Source organism: Parachryseolinea silvisoli, from assembly GCF_021190955.1.
GTDB lineage: Bacteria > Bacteroidota > Bacteroidia > Cytophagales > Cyclobacteriaceae > Ohtaekwangia > Ohtaekwangia silvisoli.
Genome location: NZ_JAIOAO010000002.1, coordinates 1,727,936 through 1,747,495 on the forward strand (window position 1 = coordinate 1,727,936; position 19,560 = coordinate 1,747,495).

The window sequence follows — 19,560 nt, forward strand, 5'->3', positions numbered from 1 at the left end:
CCCCTTAGATAATACAGAGCAACCATTCTTAAAAGTTATGCAAGAGCACGATGAACACGAACGCAAGTGGCACCTGGCGGCCAAAGTCCTCAGTGGCAGCAGCCTCGATCCGGAAGAACAGCTGGCGTGGGAGGCTTTACAGGCCGACGGCAAGTTTCAGTTAGAGTATGTCCAGGTAAAAAAATACTGGCAGCAGCTCGAAGGGCTGCCGTATGGCCAGATCGACACCGGCCAGGATTGGCAGACCGTCTGGAACCGTATTCAACATCAGGTACCGGTTACCGCCGGGTCACGGCGTATGGTGGCCCCGTGGCTGCGTTATGCCGCTGTCATTGCTGTGTGTGTAAGTGTGGCATTCTTCACCGGTTGGAAATTGAGCGGCACGGCATCGGGTACAAATGCTGTCCTTGCGTTAACGGTCATTGAAGCGCCACCGGGCTCGAAGACGCGCATCGTGTTGCCCGACAGCTCAACGGTATGGCTCAATGCCAAAAGCCGCCTGTCGTTTGATGAAAGTTTTGGTATTGACAATCGCAACCTGGTCCTCGAAGGCGAAGCCTTCTTCGACGTTGTGAAAAGCACCATGCCCTTTCGCGTGCGCACGCCGCTTTACGACGTGGCTGTGCTCGGCACAGCCTTTAACGTCAAGGCCTATGCCGATGATGATCGTGTCATTACCACGCTGGTACATGGTTCCGTTCGCATCGAACGCAAGCGTGATGCCGGCACTACCGAAGTGATCATGCTCAAGCCTAACGAAAAAGTAACGGCATTCCGCACGACAAGTGGCGGCCCGGCCTTCTCCGGCAACTACCGCTATACCGTGGATCGGGGAATCGACGCTGAAATGGAAACAGCCTGGAAAGATGGCTGGTTGTCGGTACAAGGCGAGTCGCTGCTTGAACTGGCCTGCAAGCTGGAGCGCCTGTACGATATCAAAATAAACTTTGAAGAGAAGACGCTGGAGAACTACCGATACACCGGTCGCTTACGGCAACTAAGCCTCGAGCAGGTGCTGAAAGCTTTGTCGCTTACATCGCCCGTGGCCTTTACCATCGATGAGAAAAAAGTGACGTTGCGCGAAGACAAGTCATCGACATCGAAGTATCGTTCGCTGCAAAATCCGTAAAACCATTTTTATCATAACGAACCTAAAACACCAACTATGAACCATCTGTACAGCCACTACACATAGTCCCAGAGCTCAAAAAAAAGGGACCAAAAGATGCTGTCACATCTTCTGATCCTGAAGGGCTGGAAAACAGTCTGCCTCGTCCTTTCGGGCGAAGGCCTACCTTCTTTTTGTTAACCAAAACCCATCTTAATTCTATGAAAAATTTAAGATACGGCCAAGCCTGTGCCTGGTCGGTATTGAATAAAATAACGGTGGTTATGAAAATCTGGCTTTTACTCATGATTCCGATAGGGGTTGCCGTGGCAAGCAACGCCCATTCGCAAAACCTTAGCCTGGAGCTAAACAATGTAACCCTGCGCGAAGCTTTCCGGGCCATTGAGAAGGAAAGTGAGTATTCGTTCTTTTTCAACGACGCCTTTACGGATTTAAACAAACGTGTGTCGGTAACGGCGAAGAACGAGCCGCTGGCCAGCGTGCTGTCGCGACTGCTTGCGCCCACCAGCCTGACCTATAAAATGCTGGATGAAAAGCTCATCGTCATCGCCCCGCGCAATGCCCCGCCCGTCGTCGTACGTGGCCGTGTTACAGGGGCCTCCGACAGCCAGCCATTGCCCGGTGTGAACGTCACCGTCAAAGGCTCGGGTAAAGGCACCATTACCAACGCCAACGGCGAGTATACCCTGGAAGTGGAAAGTGGCTCCATACTCGTCTTTACGTTTATCGGCTATTCACCGGTAGAGATATTGATCCAGTCGCAAACAACAGTAGACGTACCGATGAAAGAAGACATCGCTACGTTGAGCGAAGTCACCGTGGTATCCACCGGTTACCAGGAGGTTGACAAGCGGCTGTTTACCGGTTCTGTCGTCAGCCTCGATGCGAAAGACATCAAGACAGAAGGTACCGTCGACGTCAGCCGCATGCTGCAAGGCCGCGCTGCGGGTGTATCCGTACAAAACGTATCCGGTACCTTTGGCGCCGCACCGAAGATCCGCATTCGTGGTGCAACGTCTATTACCGGTGACAACAAGCCACTCTGGGTAATAGACGGCGTGGTGCTGGAAGACGTCGTCAACGTATCGGCGGAGCAACTCACCACGGGTGACCCCAGTACCCTGATCGGATCCTCCGTGGCCGGCTTGAATGCCGACGATATCGAGAAGATCACCATTCTGAAAGATGCTTCCGCCACGGCGTTGTACGGTGCGCGCGCGAAAGACGGTGTGATCGTGATTTCCACCAAAAAGGGCCGTGTGGGCAAGCCGCTCATTACCTATACAGGTAACTTCTCATCGTACCTCAAGCCCAGCTACAACAGCTATAACATTCTCAATTCGGTAGACCAGATGTCGGTTTATACGGAAATGGAGCGTAAAGGCCTGCTCAACCACGCCGATGTCTCCAACCTGCGCGACGGGGGCATCTATACCAAGATGTACGACCTCATCAACGGTACCTACGATGGCGAGGATGGGTTCCAGCTGGACAACACCGACGCCGCCCGCCGGGCCTACCTGAATCGCTATGCACTGGCCAACACCGATTGGTTCGACGAGCTTTTTGATAACTCGTTCGTACAAGAACACTCCCTGGGGGTGTCGTCGGGTACGGAGTCGTCGCAGCTATACTTCTCCACCAGCTATTACAATGACAACGGCTGGTCCATCGCCGACAACGTCAAACGCTACACGGCCAATGCGCGCGGTAACTTTCGGGTGTCGGACAAGGTCAGCTTTGGGATTATTGCCACGGGTTCCGTGCGCGATCAGCGTGCTCCTGGCAGCGTTACGCGACAAGCCAACGTGGTAGAGGGTGGGTATGACCGCGACTTCGATATCAACCCCTTCAGCTATGCAATCAACACCAGTCGCGTGCTTACCGCATACAACGAGGACGGCAGCCGCGAGTATTTTACCCGCAACTATGCACCTTTCAACATCCTCAACGAAGTCGATAAGAACTACATCGACCTCGATCAGCTCGATTTCAAGTTGCAGGGAGAGTTCAATTACCAGATTCTGAAAGGTCTGAAGTATGACTTTGTTGGCTCGGCCCGTTCGGTAAACACCGTGACTGAGCACAAAGTAGAGGAGGGTTCCAATATGGCCGAGGCGTACCGTGCTAATGGCACACAGCTCATCCGTCAGGGAAACAAGTTCTTATACTGGAATCCCGAGTATCCGAACGTCGACCCCGTGGTGGTACTGCCACAAGGCGGTTTTTACAACCGCACAGACGATAAGATGATCAGCTACTACCTCAAGAATCAGCTCACTTGGAACCATACGTTTGGTATTCACAACGCCAACCTCGTGGTGGGGCAGGAGCTGCGGCAGGTAGACCGTCGCACATCGTTTAACAACGGCTTTGGTTACCAGTATAGCCGTGGCGGCGTGCCGTATACGGACTATCTTATCCTGAAGCAAATGCTGGAAGCCAACTTCAACTACTTCGGTATGGGCTATGGTTACGAACGCTACGCCAGCTTCTATGGCGGGGCCACCTATTCATATAACAGCAAATATGTATTAAACGCCACGGTACGGATGGACGGCTCCAATCGCCTCGGCGAATCGTCCACGGCCCGCTGGCTGCCCACGTGGAACGTCAGCGCCGCGTGGAACGTCGACACGGAGAAGTTTATGCAGAATCTTCGTGCCATCGATTTCCTTACTGTCAAAGCCGGTTACGGCCTGACTGCCAACACGGGCAATGCCAACAATGCTACCGTTGTTTTCCGCAGCGGCACCACCCGCCGCCCGTACCTTACCGACACGGAGTCGCTTATCGGCATCGAAAGTCTCAAGAACTCCGACCTGACGTGGGAGAAACAGTACGAGCTAAACGTAGGTGTCAACGTGGGCTTCCTGAATACCTTCGTTCTGGCCGCTGACGTATACAAGCGCAACCAGTTCGATCTGATCAGCATCATCAAAACATCGGGCATCGGGGGTGAGCCGTACAAGGCCATCAACTATGCCGACATGAAGTCCCACGGTGTAGACCTGACGTTGGGTGCAACGCTCTTGAACCGCGGCGATTGGGGCTGGAATGCCAACTATGTGTTCAGCTATAACAAAACGGAGATCACCTCGCTGAAGAACGAGCCCCGCATTTTCAATCTGGTCTTTCCAGATGGCGGCGCGATGAATGGTTATCCCGTACGGGGTTTATTCTCTGTCGACTTCCAGGGGCTCGATCCGGAGTCGGGCATGCCGAGGTTCATCGACCACGAAGGCAACCTTAGCTCCGACGTGTTTCTACAGGACCCCAATGTGCAATACCTGAAGTACGAAGGCGCGATTGATCCTACCGTGACCGGCGGTGTGTCGAATACCTTCCGGTATAAAGCCTTTACGTTAAACGTATTCCTGACGTACCAGGCTGGTAATAAGATACGCCTCAATCCAGTCTTCAAGACGGCGTACTCCGATCTCGATGCCATGCCGCGCGAGTTCCTCGACCGCTGGGTGTTGCCGGGTGACGAACGGTTTACCAACATACCGTCCATTCTCGACCGCACGTCGCTGGCCAACCTCACGGCGGGCTACCCATACAACAGCTACAACTACTCTACGGCCCGCGTGGCAGACGGGGGTTTCATCCGCATGCGTACGGTGTCGTTGGCCTACAACCTTCCGGCCAAGCTGTTGTCAACGACCGGCCTGAAGGCAGCGTCGCTTACCGTCACCGGCACGAACCTGCTGCTGTTGTATGCAGACAAGCGGCTTTATGGCCAGGACCCCGAGTTCTATAGCTCCGGCGGTGTGGCCATGCCCGTGCCAAAACAGATTACGGCAACGTTAAAACTGAACCTCTAACCTTTACCATACGCACGATGAAATTATATCGCTCTATACTACTGGTAACAGGCATCGTCCTGGCGGGCTGCGAGGATTTTCTATCAAAGATTCCCGACAACCGCACCCAACTCGACTCCAAGGAGAAGATTTCTGAAGTGTTGGTTACGGCCTACCCCGACGGTAACTACATGCCGTTCTGCGAGGCGATGTCCGACAACGTTGAAGATAACCTCAGCCAGTCACAAGACGTGATCAATACCGACGCCTACTTCTGGCGCGACATCACGGCCTCGTCGCAAGACTCGCCCGAGAACTATTGGAACACGTGTTACTCCGCCATTGCGGCGGCGAACCATGCTTTGCAGGCGATCGAGCAGGCGGGCAGCCCCGCAGAATATAACGCCGAGAGGGGAGAGGGGCTTATTTGTCGTGCCTATGCGCACTTCATGCTGGTAAACCTCTTTTCACAACAGTACGATCCCCTTACGGCGGCCTATCAGCCGGGAATACCGTATGTAACGGAGCCTGAAACCGAATCGCTGAAAGGCTACACCCGCGGCACGGTACAGTCGGTATATGAGATGATCGAGCAAGATCTCGTGGAGGCGCTCCCCCTGATCAACGACGAAGAATATGTAACGGAAGATGCCGATGCTTCCGGCGTGCCGCACTATCACTTTACCCGTGCTGCCGCCCAGACGTTTGCAACGCGCTTCTATCTGTTCAAGCGCGACTGGAACAAAGTGATCGAGCACGCCGGTAAAGTTTTCAACAATGGCGACTTTGCCGCCAACCTGCGTCCGTGGAATTCGACCTATGGTACCTATTCGGCCGAGCAAATGATGGCTGCCTATACGCGCTCGACGGAAAAAGCCAACCTGTTGCTGGCAGGCTGTATATCCAACTGGTTTGTCAACTTCCGCATCCTGCGGTATAGCACGGGCATCAACCGCATGCGTGAGATTATGGCACCCAACCCCACGGGGGGCAATTATGCCTACTCGCTCATCTCCAACTCCAATCAAATCTATGCGGTACCCAAGTACCGTGAGCATTTTGTGCGGACGAGCACGAATGCAAATACAGGCTTCTCGTATACCTTCATTCCGTTATTAACGGCAGAGGAAGCGTTGCTGAGCCGCGCGGAGGCCTATGCCCAGCTGGAGCGCACCGAAGAGGCGCTGGTCGATATGAACCTCTGGGTAAGCAAACGCGTGAGCGGCTACGTGCCGCAGTATCACAACCTGTCCGCTAACAGGCTGTATAATTTTTACGGTGAGACCAACAACCAGAAGGCCACCCTGCGCGCGGTACTCGACTTGCGTCGTACTGAGTTTGTACACGAAGGCATGCGCTGGTTCGACATCCGCCGTCACAACATCACCGTGGTACACACCACGCGTGACGGCGAACGTTACGAGCTGAAGCCTGGCGACCCGCGTCGTGCGCTACAGCTGCCGGCAGAAGCGATCACGCTGGCCGGCCTTGAGCCTAATCCCCGATAATCAACATGAAACGGCATAAACGTATGGCATATAAACAGATCTTCACCTGCCTGCTCACGATCGTCCTCCTGGGCGCGTCGTGCAGCGACCCGTACAACGATGTGAAGGAAAGCGACATCGACTATGTTACCGGCGATAACAATCGTCCGGAAACGGAGCTCGATACGTGGATCCGTTCCACCTTTACAGAGCCTTACAACATCCAGGTAAAATACCGCTGGGACAACTCCGAGCTCGACCCCTATAAAACGCTTACGCCCCCCGATGTCGCGAAAGTACGCGACGTTATGGATGTCGTCAGGCGCGTATGGATCGATACCTACAACCAGGTTGCCGATCCGGAGTTTATGAAAGAATATTGTCCCAAGCAATTCCTGCTTGTTGGCAGCGCCAACTATAACCAGGATGGCTCCCGTACCATCGGCACGGCCGAGGGCGGCCGCAAGGTTGTATTGTTTGTGGTAAACGAATTTCAAGCCGACGATCGTGAGGGGATAAAGGATCTTATGCACACGGTAGAGCACGAGTTCGGTCACATTCTGAACCAGACCATCAACTACCAGGCTGAGTTTAAAGAAGTGACGGCCGGAAGCTATACCGCGAACTGGGCGACCATACCGACAGCCCAGGCGCGCTTGCGCGGTTATATTACGTCGTATGCGATGCTGTCGCCCAACGAAGACTTTGTGGAAATGGTAGCCACCATGCTGATCGAAGGCAAAGAAGGCTACGAACGCATTCTGTCGTGTGAAACAAGCGCTGCCTCCCGCGCCCTCATTCGCCGCAAAGAGCAAATGGTGGTAGACTACTTCCAGGAGAAATTCAATATCAATTTCACAACGCTACAGACGCGTGTTCAGGAAGCCCTGGAGGAACTGGCGCCCGCCACACCGGAACCCGAGTTGCCCCCAGTGTTCGATGTTTGGGGCTTTGGTAAAGATTCCGTCGCGCTGGAGTTCGACCTGTCGCGGTATACTTATCCGCAAGGCTTCGGCGAATCGTTTGTACTGGACTACAACGCCGTGGCAAAACAGAAAGGCTACCAACTGGAATTATACTTCCGCCTCGTCTTTACCGACGAAACGCACCTTCAACTGCAACGCTACTATCGCCGTACCAATGCCGCCGGCGAGCGCGAGTATGTCATGGCAACGTTCAATTTCGAGCTGGTTCCCCAGGATAACGGATCATACTCACTGTTCTATGACTATTCACCCAACGAAGCCGGACAGTGGCTGCAGGAGCACGAAGCCTACCACCTGATTGACTACTTCATTCTAAACCAGTTCAAGGTGGAATGGGAACGTACATCCTGCCCGGGCAGTGGTTGGGTTGGATTGTACCCGGTCAACGAACCGAACGATGGTTACACATTTGGTATTCTTGCTAACTGACAATGACTATGTTTTTATATAAATTCATACCTTCTTATCGCGCTATACTTCATGTCCTCGTAATCGCAGCGGCCGCACTGTCTATGGCGGCCTGCGATCGGGACTATGAAACCATCTTCGGCGAGTCGACAGACAAACGCATCCGCGAAGCCCTGGCAGAGCATCAGACATTGCTCACCAGTGCTCCCAACGGCTGGCGCGCCATGCTCTACACCGGGGCGGGTGGCGGCTACTTCTATCACCTCCAGTTTAATGAAGATGGTAATGTGACGATGTTTTCAGACTTCAATGAAACGACGGCGTCTACGTCTAAATCCAGTACGTGGGTGCTGAAGGCATTGCAAAAGATCACACTCACCTTCGAAACCTATTCCTATATTCACCTGCCGGCGGATCCCGACGGCGAGACGAGCGGTGGCACGAACGGCGCGGGCCTCTTATCTGATTTCGAGTTTACGTTCGTCCGTACGGCGGGAGACAGTGTCATTATGAAAGGCCTGCGCTACGCCAATGAGCTGGTGTTGATAAAAGCCACTGCGGAAGAGCAGGCACAAATCGCCGACGACCGGATAAACACCATTCTGGAGGCCACCAAGGCATACGCGACTGCCAACACCGGCCTCCGCCTGGAGTTGCCCAATGGCAAAGTATTACCTATACGCTTCGAAGTCGGGCGTAAGATATTTGGCGCGCAGTACCTTTCTGCCGACAATAGCCAGATCGTTACCTTCCGTACACCGTTCACCATCTCCCTGGATGGAGTGTGGTTGCGTGATGCATTGCAAATCGATGGCTATAGCATTCAGGCGCTGCACTGGGATGCCGACAACGGTGTCTACACAGCACAACTAGCCACTCCGGTGGCATTATACAATGACACCGACCCGCTCATACTCGAACCTACCACGACGCTGGCGTCCGTCATCGGCCGGGACTACAAGGTGATTGCCATCCCGGAAAATCCATATGTAAACAGAATACCTGGGCAATCGCGCGACTTTGTTGACATCTATGATATGGCTGCCGCCGAGCTGGATCAACGGTCGACTCCCATTGGTCTGCACGAAATGTTTTTTGTATTTGATCCGATCAACCAGGAGATGGCGTATAACGTATACCTGTCGCAGGTGCAGGGTGGGATTAACCAATATCCGCTTATTGCGCAATGGGTATATTCGTATACCATTTCGGCCGACGGCACGCTCGACTTGACGGCGGTGCGTTCGAACGAAAGTGCCAACATCATCTCCTTCGAGATGCGCACCATGTTGCAACACCTCGAAGACGATACCTTTGCCTTGCACTACATCGCCGGTGGCTTCGACCTTATCGGCGGTCTTTATAGCAATGAAAATGTTGACTTCACCGTTGCCGGTATCTTAGGCAACTAAAAAAATACTGTTAGTTAGGTTAGTGTAGTCCTGTCGGGCATTTTTCCCGGCAGGGCTTACTTAAAACAATGGGATCATGACCAACTTCATCCGAATCTTTATACTTCTACTCGCTGCTGCACTGATACAGACCGCCTGCAGCGACGATGACAGCGCCTCTCAAACCGCCACCGAGGAACAAGCCGAAAAGCTCACCGGCCGCTGGAAAGCGACAACTGTAACACTAGACGGCGCCACCCAGGAAGCCTACGCTGAAACCGTCTTTACGCTATCATCGATGACTTCCGGCACCAACATGAGTTACATCATCGAGGAAAATCCCGATCAAAGCCCCTGGCGCGTATCATCCGGCGGCCGTCTGTTCTTCGATGCTCAAGACCCCACGAAGTACTTAACGCGCGAAGACGACGTACGTATTTCCTACGAAGTAACCGAAACCACCCTACTCTTCGAATTTACCTACGCGGAACCCGCCACAACGGGCCGTATAGCGGGTATTGTAGGAGAATGGAAATTTGTTTTTACAAAACAATAAAAACCGCCGGCAAGAATGCCGGCGGCTCATCACGTTTAGAAAAGGAGGCGGGAACTAATTATTCTGTGCGATAACACCCGAGGTGCCAATACCGCGGTAACGGTTATTGCTATAGTTCAGGTCGAAGCTGCCGAGATTCTTAAAGTAAACATCAATCAGGCGCGCAGGATTCGTCGCCAGCTCACCCCAGCCTGGCAGATCGTTGCCGTCATCCCACGCCCAGGGTGCATTCGCACCGCCGCTGCCAAAGCTGCTTTTGAAGGAGCCTCCGCCATCGGTGCCATTAAAGAGCGCCGTATTAAAACGCTGATCCCACAGGCCACCGGCTTCGAAGATATTTACCAGCTTATACTTCACGTCACGGTCGTTGGCGTTCGACGGTACTTCTGCTACGGTCAGGCTGGGATAGTAGCCAATACCGTCACCATTAATCTTGTAGTAGGGATTGGCCTTCAGCCCGTGTCCTTTAGCTTCCTGGGCTGTTACCGGGTGTGCTTCGCCATTGTAGTTTTCAAACGACAACGTGCCGTCAAGATCCTCCTGGTTGGCTTGTACCGATCCACCGGCGGGGAGGAATGAGTAGAAGTCGGAGTGTGCCACGGTTACAGCGGCAACCAGCTTGCCATAAGTAGAGCCGTCTTTTTGTACACATGTTAACACGCCTTCCAGGTCGTTCTCGTGTTGGCCGAGATAATATTCAAACGGGTTGTCCGACCAATCGCGCGGATGGAAGAAGGCATAGATGATGAACCAATGGGTAGACGTCTCTACCACCGAGTAATAACAATGTGCAGCAGCGGCTGCGTTAGCAATATTGTTCCAGTTGTTGGTCGCGTTCCAGTCGGCGTCGAAGTTGATAGCAGTAATATAATCGGATTTCCCGCTCAGGCTATAGGTTCCGGTAACATCGGTGTCCTGGTAGTGTACTGGTGCCCAACGCAGGGCCAGGTTAGCTTCTACTGCCGCAGCAGCGCCCTGGGCATCGGCGGCGGTTTCTTCCATACGTTGAAATTCGGAATCAGAACAGGCGGTAACGGCAAACAACACGAGCGTGAAGAGCGCTGTGCTGCGCAGCGAAAAAGTAGACTTGTTAAACATGGAATTGGTTTTAGGTATACAAGTGTCACCATGCGCTTTGCACGGTGACACAAACGTACACCTCGCCGTGGGGCCATGCCGTGAAATTCAATCGGCGTATGCCTGCATCCAACCAATGGACTATAAATCTAAATGAGCAAGAGGAATGCGCCTGTCAGGCACAGAAAAGTTCAAGGAGTGTTAACATTTGCATAAAGAAAATATGCGCACAATGCTATAGCTTTAAGGTATGACCGATCGTTCGCAGGATGTTAAGCTCACCGTTGCCGTAGTAGACGATGAGCCGCTCGCCCGAAACATGCTCGTCCGGTATATAACACAAATGCCTGCGCTGGAACTGGTCGGTCAGTACGACAGCTGCATTGCCTGTTATGAAGCACACGACCTGGATGTGCTGGATATCTTGCTGTTAGATGTGAATATACCGGATATATCCGGTATTCAATTTGCCCGCACCATTGCCAAAAACAAGGCCCGCGTCATTTTTACCACGGCCCACACCGAACATGCTTATGAGGCCTACCAGGCCCACGCCGTAGACTATTTACTAAAGCCGTTCCCCTTCGATCGTTTTCAGGTCGCCATTCAAAAAGCACAGGAATACATCACCGGCAAACGCATGTCGAACGGATCGCCGGTAGCCGTACTTCCGGCAGAGATACCCGACAGTCCGCGACGTTTTATTTTTGTCAAATCCGATTATAAGACTGTACGGTTGAGCCTTGACGAGATTCTTTATGTGGAGGGGCTACAGGAATACGTGCGCATACACCTCGCGCATGGCAAGCCGGTCATTGTGCTGATGTCGCTCAAACGCCTCGCGGACATTCTGCCGTCGCCGCCGTTCTTTCGGGTGCATCGGTCGTATATCGTCAACGTTGAACAGTTGGCGTTTGTGCAGCAGCGCAGCATCACTATTGCCGGCAAAGAGCTCAGCATCGGCAAGAATTATAGCAGCGAGTTTTTTGATTATTTAGCCGAGCACAGCATCTTGTAACGGCCGGCGCTTATTCGCATTTCAACGCTTCTTCGACTTCAATCATCAGCAGCGTATGATCGAGGATCTCGTATAAAAGCCGGAGCTCGTTATACGTCATAGCAAACATCATGGAGAAGTCGCGTGTTGGGATATAGATAGCACGCTCGTCATAATCGGCCAGGCAGCATTCCGCGGTGAGTGTTTCGCGAATGTACGTGGTGAAATCAGTGACCTGCGTGCGGCTGAGCAATAGCGAGATGTTTCCGAAGGTCAGGTGCACGGCATTGTGGCAAGTACACTTTTTACTGGAACCGAAGGAATTCTGGTGGTACGTGATGTCCGAGCACAGCATGCGATATATCGTAAAAGTTAAACATCAGGATGCTGGGGGTAAGGCTCCCTGCCGCCATACAGACACGAATGGCGAGCAGGGGCTTACCGTACAGGTTTTGCTTGTTTTGCCTGTCCCGATCCAATTCTCTTTTTATGTTTTGGCGGGTGAGCGTCCCTGCTTGAATGGTATTCGATGTTCCAAGTCAGGGAGCCCCCCAATTCAAAAAAGTGGGAATGCATTCCCACATGCATTCCCCTTCATTACCTAACCTATGAGAGAGTACTAACGGGGTCACTTATCGCTAAATGATGACTCAAAGATGAAGCGCAATCCCATTCCTTCCAATGATTATTTAGAATATTTCTAAATAATACCTCCTAAAGGTGAGGTAACTACGTGCAGGATCACTGTTAAAAGGTAGAAAAGATGCGGAGCGTTTGTATCAAACGTGTCTTTCGCGAAGTTTTTGTCGCCAGCGATGATTTTGAAAATTGTAACCATGCCGAGAAATAGGATAGATAAGGACTAGCAACCGTCAAGTAACTGAACAATTCAAGATATGAACAGAAACTCTTTAGTAAGAGATATTCAATATCTATATAATACTTGAATATCTATTGGATATAACTTCATTAACTATTGGATATCTATTCTATATCCTGTGATTTGACGGACATAATACCGGATTTTTCAGGGTCTTACGCGTGGGTCAACGAAAAATCTTGAAACTTGCCCTGGTGGTGGCAGAGCGTTAAGATTTGTCCTTTACACACCGGAACCCAAGATTATTTGAAGCACTCTTCACTTCCCCTTTCCCACGGCTTCCTGCCTTATAGCGGATGCAATACGCATCACTACACAAAAACGATCCCCCGCGCTGCACTCGTTTCACCGCTCCTGGTTCATCCGGATCCAAGCTGTCTTCCGGCCCCTGTGGATTCTTTGCCGGGCTCTGTGCGTAATAGTCCGGGCGGTAAAAATCATGACACCATTCCCACACGTTCCCTTCCATATCGTAGAGGCCCCGCGCATTCGGTGAAAATGACTTTACAGGGGCCAACGTCGTATACCCATCCTCCGACGTATTCCCTTCCGGGAAAGCGCCTTGAAAAATATTTGCTACCCACTTGCCGCCGGGTTTTAACGCTGTCCCCCAGTAGTAGGGTTGTGACTCCTTGCCCGCGCGCGCAGCGTACTCCCATTCCGCTTCCGTCGGCAGACGTTTCCCTGCCCACTGGGCATATGCCGCGGCGTCTTCATAACATACCTGTACGACAGGGTCATTCGGTCTTCCATTTATCGTCGTCGTCGGTCCTTGCGGATGGCGCCAGTCTGCGCCGGCCATATAGGTCCACCACTGCAACGGGTTCTCCAATGACACAGCCTCGGCGGGTGGCGTAAACACCGCCGAGCCCGCGACTAAGCTCTCTACCGGCACATTCGGAAAGTCTTTCGGATCAGGCGCGATCTCAGCCACCGTACGATACCCTGTAGCCGCCACAAAAGCTGCGAACTCGGCATTCGTTACTTCATGCTCATCTATCCAAAATCCATCTACTGTCACGGGATGTACCGGATGAGCATCCCAGAAGTCGGCTTCCGAAGAGCCCATGCTAAAAGAGCCCCCTTCCACCCAGATCATCTTCGGCGGCACGGTGTCCATTTGCGCGGGTACCGATGCCGTGGAGGGTGAGGTAGAGGTCGTTTCGGTAGTAGTTTTTGTCTGACAGGCGCTCAGCGACAAGGCAATGCCCAAAGCTTTCAGAATAGTTGACGTGTGACGTTGGTATTCTCTCATGTCCCACGAAATACGGGCCTACACACGAATCGTCCAAGCCGGAAATGTAAACCCGCCCAATCGGCCAATCAAGCAACTACATAAAGTCGTACGAAAAAGTGTGATATCTAACAAAAATTCGTTCGAAAAAATGTTAAATTTGACATGAAGTCGTACGAAAAAGTGTTATTAATCACAAAAAGTCGTACGAAAAAATGTAAAACACTGAAATTTGGCTAAAAAGTGACATGAGAAGACGGGCATTTCAGGCTTTAAATGAATGGAAAGAATCCTCTATCCGCAAGCCCTTAATCATTCGAGGGGCGCGGCAGGTAGGAAAGACCTGGCTCATGAAAGAGTTCGGACGAAAGGAGTATGGGCAAACAGTCTATATCAACTTCGAGAGTAATGCCACGCTCCGCGAATTATTTGCTGATAATTTTGATGTCAAACGCATTTTAACCGGACTCGAAATAGAGACCGGTATCAAGATCACGCCTCGGCAAACGCTCATCATTTTGGACGAGATTCAGGAAGCCAGGGGAGCTTTGACGTCCTTGAAGTACTTCCAGGAAAATGCGCCGGAGTATCATATTGTTTCCGCTGGATCGCTGCTCGGCGTAGCCTTGGGAAGTGATACTTCCTTTCCCGTTGGAAAGGTTGACTTTCTTGATCTATACCCGCTTGACTTTATCGAGTTTTTGGAGGCTATGCGGGAAAAACCGCTGATCGATCTGCTGGCAAGTCACGACTGGCCTCTTGTGAAAAGCTTTCGATCACGGTACATTGATTTGCTCAGGCGTTACTATTACGTCGGAGGGATGCCCGAAGCGGTGTTGTCGTTCTCACAAAAAAACGACTTTGACGAAGTACGGAGCATTCAGCAACGGATTCTCATGGCCTATGAGCAGGATTTCTCCAAGCATGCGCCGGTATCCATCGTACCGCGTATACGCATGCTTTGGAATTCAATTCCAGCACAGCTGGCAAAAGAAAACCGGAAATTCATGTATGGTATTATTCGTGAAGGAGCTCGGGCTAAAGACTATGAGCTGGCCATGGCTTGGTTGGTAGACTGTGGGCTGGTGCACAAAGTAAGCAACGTACGAAAGCCAGGCATTCCGTTAAAGGCATACGAAGATTTTGGTGCTTTTAAATTATTTTTAGTAGATGTAGGTTTACTGGGTGCGCTGTCCGAATTGGACGTCAAATCTATTTTAGATGGAAATGCAATATTCGAAGAATTTAAAGGTGCGCTAACAGAACAATATGTACTGCAGCAGTTGGTTTCCCATGGTGCACATGTATATTATTGGTCTCCGGAGAAAGCACAATCCGAAATTGACTTTTTAATACAGATTTCAGGACATGTTGTTCCCATCGAGGCAAAGGCGGAGGAAAATTTACAATCAAAGAGTTTGAAGACCTATTGTCAGAAATATAATCCCACGCTGGCCATTCGCACTTCTATGTCGGATTTTAGAGAAGAATCCTGGATGACCAATTTGCCGCTATACGCAATTCACGAAGTTTTACGTTGGAAGTTGTGAGTTTTTGGGCCTGCCTGGCTGTGATCGGCGGGTGTAATCTGGACTTTCTGACGGGTTGATTTGGACATCCTGCACGTGTATTTTTATAGTAAAAGAACGCCATGAAGCACGCGACGATCCTTATTCCCAATGGGCAGAGCAACCTGAGTAGCATCGTGGGGGCCTATAAATTTCTGATCAAGGCCAATCAGTACCATGAGCAACGCGGCGAAGAAACGATCTTTACCGTTCAGCTGGTGGGCGTGCAGTCGCGGTTGGACCTGTACGACGGTCTCTTCTCCATCACGCCGCATGCACACATTGACTCTGTGAAAAAGACAGACCTGATCATTATCCCTGCGGGACACTATGACTTTGAACGACTGGTACGCGACAACCAGGAAATCATTGCCTGGGTTCAACACCAATACAAGCTCGGTGCCGAGGTGGCCAGTATCTGCACCGGCGCTTTCATTCTGGCGGCTACCGGGCTGCTGGACGGCAAAGGCTGCTCCACGCATTGGAATGCAGCACGCGCGTTTCGACAGATGTTCCCGGAGGTTACATTGTTACCCGATAAGCTGGTCACAGATGAGAACGGCCTATATACCAACGGTGGCGCATTTTCATATTTGAACCTGATGCTGTACCTGGTCGAAAAATATTATGATCGGGCGACGGCCGTTTTCTGTGCGAAGATCTTTCAGGTTGATATCAATCGTACGAGCCAATCGCCGTTTGTGATTTTTGAGGCACAAAAGGACCATGAAGATGATCTTATCAAAAAAGCCCAGTTGTTTATTGAAGAGCACCTGCGCGAACGGATCTCGATGGAAGATGTCGCCGAGCGGTATACACTGAGCCGGCGCAACTTTGACCGGCGCTTCATCAAAGCCACGGGCAATACACCCTTAGAATATCAGCAGCGGCTGAAGATCGAGCTGGCCAAAAAGATGCTCGAGACCAGCCGCCGCACGGTAAAGGAAGTGATGTACGAGTCCGGGTATGCCGATGCCAAAGCTTTCCGCGAGACCTTTCGTAAGATCACGGGCCTGTTGCCACTCGACTACCGGAGCCGGTACAACAAGGAGTTTGTTACGTACCGGTAATATCCAGCGTATACGGGCGATAGGTATGGGTGGGAATATCGGTCCAGATAGACCCACTCCGGTGACACATAAGTCACTAGAAACGCGCCTTTTGGGGGTATATTTCGACCTCCCGGCTGTTTCCTTGCGCCGCCGGTAGCGGCGAGCTATTAATCCGAATGATTTTTTTGTTCATTTGTCACCGGCCCCTAATCGGTAGATTTTTTCTATGTATAAAATTTTACGCGTTTTACTTTTTGTAGTAGGTTCGTTCGAGTGCTGGGCACAACGCCAGCCGGAGCCAGATACAACGAAAGTGGTCGTCCTGCACGATGTGGTGCTGACTGCATCGCGTTTGGAGGAAGATTTGGGGAGGTCGCCGGTAAGCGTCGAAAAGTTATCGTCACGAGCCCTCTACAATTCTGCGGCACCGTCTTTTTTTGATGCATTAGAGAATATCAAAGGCGTGCAGATGCTTGTGCCCAGCGTAGGGTTTAAAGTAATCAATACTCGGGGCTTTGGCAATACGACCAACGTGCGCTTTGTGCAAATGGTCGATGGCATGGACAACCAGGTACCGCACCTCGGTGCTCCTATTGCCAACATGCTAGGTCCAAGCGACCTCGATATACAAAGCGTCGAGGTTATTCCGGGTACGGCCTCGGCCTTATATGGTATGAACGCCATCAATGGCATGGCCAACTTTCTGACAAAAGATCCTTTCACCACAGCAGGAATAAGTGTGCAGCAAAAGACCGGCGTCAACCGCGTTCACACGGAGGATGGTGCTAAGATATTTTCCGAAACGAGCCTGCGGTGGGCAAGGAAGATGAACTCGCACCTCGCTTTTAAGATCAACGGCTCCTATATTACGGGCACCGACTGGGTTGCCAACAGCCATGCTGATCTGAACAGCGGTGCCAACGCCAGCACGGGCTTGTTAGGTGCCGACAACCCCGCGTTCGATCCTGTAAACGGCTATGGCAACGAATCCTCGAATCGCCGCACGCTGTCGCTCGGTGGTAAGAACTATGTCGTTGCCAGGACGGGCTATTATGAGAAGGAGCTCGTGGACTATAGCATTCACAATGCCAAGGCAGATGCAGCCGTGCACTACGCCTTTACCCCCGATACGAAATTGATCTATACTTATCGCTTTGCCAACCTCGACAATATCTATCAGCGTGCGAACCGCTTCCGACTCGAAGACTACCGCCTGCAACAACACGGGCTGGCTTTTAAGTCGCGGTCTGTGCAGGCATTGGCGTATGTGAATGTCGAAAATACCGGTAAGTCCTATAACGCCCGGTCGATGGGGGAGAATATCGATCGTACGTTTAAGTCTGACAATGCCTGGTATACCGGGTATGCGGCCGCCTTTCAGGATGCCGTCGCGTCGGGTATGAGTGTGGCCGATGCGCACCGCGCGGCGCGTGCGGTCAGTGATACGGGCCGGCCACAGCCCGGTACTGCCGGCTTCGACAATCTGATTGGCTCGCTGGGCGATATCAATAATTGGGATTACGGCGCTGCCCTGCGGGTGAAATCGCGGATGCTGCATGTGGAAGGTCAGCTGAACGTAACGGAAGCGCTGCTGGCCAATTTGAAAGCATCTACAGGACTGGAGGTATTGGTGGGATTTGATCATCGTACCTATATCATCATTCCTGATGGCAACTACTTTATCAATCCCGAAGAAGACGGTCATAATTTGTTGTATCGCAAGAGCGGGGGCTTTCTGCAGGTATCCAGGTCGTTCGGCGACAAGCTCAAGCTGGGCGCCACGCTGCGCGCGGACAAGAACGAATATTATTCACTGAAATGGAATCCACGGTTCACCGCGGTATATTCTGTGTCGCCGTTGCACCACGTGCGCTTTTCGTTTCAGAACGGATTCCGGTTTCCGAGCGTGTTTGAAGCATTCTCCAATGTCAACAGTGGAGGTGTGAAACGTGTTGGAGGTTTGCCGGTGATGTCGTCGGGTGTCTTTGAGCGGGCATACAACCGTGCGTCGATCGATGCCTTTCAGGCGGCGGTGTTGCGCGACGTCAACCAGGGCGGTATGTCCCGTGGCGAATCTATTATCAAGAATCAGGGGCTGTATAAGAAAAACGATTATACCTATGTCGAACCGGAAGAAATTCGCTCGTTGGAGGCCGGCTATAGAGGCTCGTTCTTTGACGAGAATTTGCAGGTTGATGTAGACTTTTATTACAACCGCTATAACAACTTTATTGCCCAGGTGGAGATGAATATTCCTCGTACCTCCAACGCAGACTCGATTTCCTACTATCTGGCTGACCGCACCTTGCAAGATCGTTATCGCATGTGGACCAACTCCATGACCACGGCTTACAACTTTGGTGCAGGGCTTGGACTGAAGTATCTGTTCGGTAAGAACTTTACGATGAATGGCAACCTGACTTATGCTCGCCTGCAGCGTCGATCGGGAAATGATGGGCTGGAGGATGGCTTCAATACACCGGCCTGGATCGTGAACCTTTCTGTTGGCAATAGTGATCTGTATCAGGGTTTTGGTTTTATGGTGACCTATCGGTGGCAGGACAGCTATTACTGGCAGTCGTTCCTGGTCAATGGTGACGTGCCGGCCTACCAAACGGTGGATATGCAGGTGAGTAAGAAATTGAAGCAGGTGTTGGTGAAGGTAGGAGGTAGTAACGTGTTCAATCATTATTACAACTCGTTTTTGGGTGGTCCCAGTGTGGGGGGATTTTATTATGTGACGGTGGGATATGGTTTGTGATGGGAAGGACTACGCAACGAGTCAATTTTTTGTTATGTTTTACTTTTTTAAAGTTTTTATAACTTTTGTTAATAGCTGCGGCGTTGACCCTCGTCGGCCCAGGTAGCGTCTAACTAACTGTGTAAAGGTACGATTGACCTCTGGTGGTCGTGGATAGGAAGTCCACAGGACCAGGTCAATCGATGGTTTTAAAAATCATTACCTTTAATACAGTACAATGAAAAAGAA

13 protein-coding genes are annotated in these 19,560 nt (G+C 51.6%); 10 read left to right on the forward strand and 3 right to left on the reverse strand.

Features of this window, described 5'->3' with window-relative positions:
* The first annotated feature begins 37 nt into the window (after positions 1 to 37).
* From K7P01_RS17375 to K7P01_RS17400, 6 genes are all read left to right on the forward strand, one after another.
* Complete coding sequence (locus tag K7P01_RS17375; RefSeq protein ID WP_267295288.1) at positions 38 to 1,129, forward strand: FecR family protein; 1,092 nt, start codon at positions 38 to 40, stop codon at positions 1,127 to 1,129.
* Positions 1,130 to 1,392: 263 nt separating this feature from the next.
* Positions 1,393 to 4,956: a SusC/RagA family TonB-linked outer membrane protein gene (locus K7P01_RS17380; RefSeq protein WP_267295290.1), complete on the forward strand. Its 3,564-nt coding sequence runs from the start codon at positions 1,393 to 1,395 to the stop codon at positions 4,954 to 4,956.
* A 17-nt stretch (positions 4,957 to 4,973) separates the two neighbouring features.
* A complete protein-coding gene (locus K7P01_RS17385; protein ID WP_267295292.1) occupies positions 4,974 to 6,443 on the forward strand; it encodes a RagB/SusD family nutrient uptake outer membrane protein in 1,470 nt (489 codons plus the stop codon).
* A gap of 23 nt (positions 6,444 to 6,466) precedes the next feature.
* Positions 6,467 to 7,837, forward strand: a complete 1,371-nt coding sequence (locus K7P01_RS17390; RefSeq protein WP_267295294.1) for a zinc-binding metallopeptidase — start codon at positions 6,467 to 6,469, stop codon at positions 7,835 to 7,837.
* Positions 7,838 to 7,845: 8 nt separating this feature from the next.
* Entirely contained in the window at positions 7,846 to 9,228 is a 1,383-nt protein-coding gene (locus K7P01_RS17395) for a DUF4302 domain-containing protein (RefSeq protein ID WP_267295296.1), read from the forward strand.
* Positions 9,229 to 9,304: 76 nt separating this feature from the next.
* The gene (locus K7P01_RS17400) at positions 9,305 to 9,763 is read left to right on the forward strand and encodes a hypothetical protein (RefSeq protein ID WP_267295298.1); all 459 of its coding nucleotides are present in this window, start codon (positions 9,305 to 9,307) and stop codon (positions 9,761 to 9,763) included.
* Between the two features lie 54 nt (positions 9,764 to 9,817).
* On the opposite strand, the gene K7P01_RS17405 is transcribed toward K7P01_RS17400, so the two are convergent.
* Positions 9,818 to 10,861, reverse strand: a complete 1,044-nt coding sequence (locus K7P01_RS17405) for a hypothetical protein (protein ID WP_267295300.1) — start codon at positions 10,859 to 10,861, stop codon at positions 9,818 to 9,820.
* Positions 10,862 to 11,090: 229 nt separating this feature from the next.
* On the opposite strand from K7P01_RS17405, the gene K7P01_RS17410 reads away from it, so the two are divergent.
* Complete coding sequence (locus K7P01_RS17410; protein ID WP_267295301.1) at positions 11,091 to 11,858, forward strand: LytR/AlgR family response regulator transcription factor; 768 nt, start codon at positions 11,091 to 11,093, stop codon at positions 11,856 to 11,858.
* 10 nt (positions 11,859 to 11,868) lie between these two features.
* On the opposite strand, the gene K7P01_RS17415 is transcribed toward K7P01_RS17410, so the two are convergent.
* Positions 11,869 to 12,192, reverse strand: a complete 324-nt coding sequence (locus tag K7P01_RS17415) for a DUF6686 family protein (protein WP_267295303.1) — start codon at positions 12,190 to 12,192, stop codon at positions 11,869 to 11,871.
* Between the two features lie 733 nt (positions 12,193 to 12,925).
* On the reverse strand, positions 12,926 to 13,972 hold the full coding sequence (locus K7P01_RS17420) for a formylglycine-generating enzyme family protein (protein WP_267295305.1): 1,047 nt from the start codon (positions 13,970 to 13,972) through the stop codon (positions 12,926 to 12,928).
* Positions 13,973 to 14,199: 227 nt separating this feature from the next.
* On the opposite strand from K7P01_RS17420, the gene K7P01_RS17425 reads away from it, so the two are divergent.
* From K7P01_RS17425 to K7P01_RS17435, 3 genes are all read left to right on the forward strand, one after another.
* Entirely contained in the window at positions 14,200 to 15,501 is a 1,302-nt protein-coding gene (locus K7P01_RS17425) for an ATP-binding protein (protein WP_267295307.1), read from the forward strand.
* A 101-nt stretch (positions 15,502 to 15,602) separates the two neighbouring features.
* Positions 15,603 to 16,589 carry a GlxA family transcriptional regulator gene (locus tag K7P01_RS17430; RefSeq protein ID WP_267295309.1) on the forward strand — a complete coding sequence of 329 codons (987 nt, stop codon included), beginning with the start codon at positions 15,603 to 15,605 and terminating at the stop codon, positions 16,587 to 16,589.
* A 208-nt stretch (positions 16,590 to 16,797) separates the two neighbouring features.
* A complete protein-coding gene (locus tag K7P01_RS17435; protein ID WP_267295311.1) occupies positions 16,798 to 19,332 on the forward strand; it encodes a TonB-dependent receptor in 2,535 nt (844 codons plus the stop codon).
* The last annotated feature ends 228 nt before the right edge of the window (positions 19,333 to 19,560 follow it).

Excerpts from the sequence above, each read along its gene's own strand:
- K7P01_RS17375 (WP_267295288.1), top strand. The coding sequence starts at position 38 with ATGCAAGAGCACGATGAACACGAACGCAAGTGGCACCTGGCGGCCAAA.
- K7P01_RS17380 (WP_267295290.1), top strand. The coding sequence starts at position 1,393 with ATGAAAATCTGGCTTTTACTCATGATTCCGATAGGGGTTGCCGTGGCA.
- K7P01_RS17385 (WP_267295292.1), top strand. The coding sequence starts at position 4,974 with ATGAAATTATATCGCTCTATACTACTGGTAACAGGCATCGTCCTGGCG.
- K7P01_RS17390 (WP_267295294.1), top strand. The coding sequence starts at position 6,467 with ATGGCATATAAACAGATCTTCACCTGCCTGCTCACGATCGTCCTCCTG.
- K7P01_RS17395 (WP_267295296.1), top strand. The coding sequence starts at position 7,846 with ATGTTTTTATATAAATTCATACCTTCTTATCGCGCTATACTTCATGTC.
- K7P01_RS17400 (WP_267295298.1), top strand. The coding sequence starts at position 9,305 with ATGACCAACTTCATCCGAATCTTTATACTTCTACTCGCTGCTGCACTG.
- K7P01_RS17405 (WP_267295300.1), bottom strand. The coding sequence starts at position 10,861 with ATGTTTAACAAGTCTACTTTTTCGCTGCGCAGCACAGCGCTCTTCACG.
- K7P01_RS17410 (WP_267295301.1), top strand. The coding sequence starts at position 11,091 with ATGACCGATCGTTCGCAGGATGTTAAGCTCACCGTTGCCGTAGTAGAC.
- K7P01_RS17415 (WP_267295303.1), bottom strand. The coding sequence starts at position 12,192 with ATGCTGTGCTCGGACATCACGTACCACCAGAATTCCTTCGGTTCCAGT.
- K7P01_RS17420 (WP_267295305.1), bottom strand. The coding sequence starts at position 13,972 with ATGAGAGAATACCAACGTCACACGTCAACTATTCTGAAAGCTTTGGGC.
- K7P01_RS17425 (WP_267295307.1), top strand. The coding sequence starts at position 14,200 with ATGAGAAGACGGGCATTTCAGGCTTTAAATGAATGGAAAGAATCCTCT.
- K7P01_RS17430 (WP_267295309.1), top strand. The coding sequence starts at position 15,603 with ATGAAGCACGCGACGATCCTTATTCCCAATGGGCAGAGCAACCTGAGT.
- K7P01_RS17435 (WP_267295311.1), top strand. The coding sequence starts at position 16,798 with ATGTATAAAATTTTACGCGTTTTACTTTTTGTAGTAGGTTCGTTCGAG.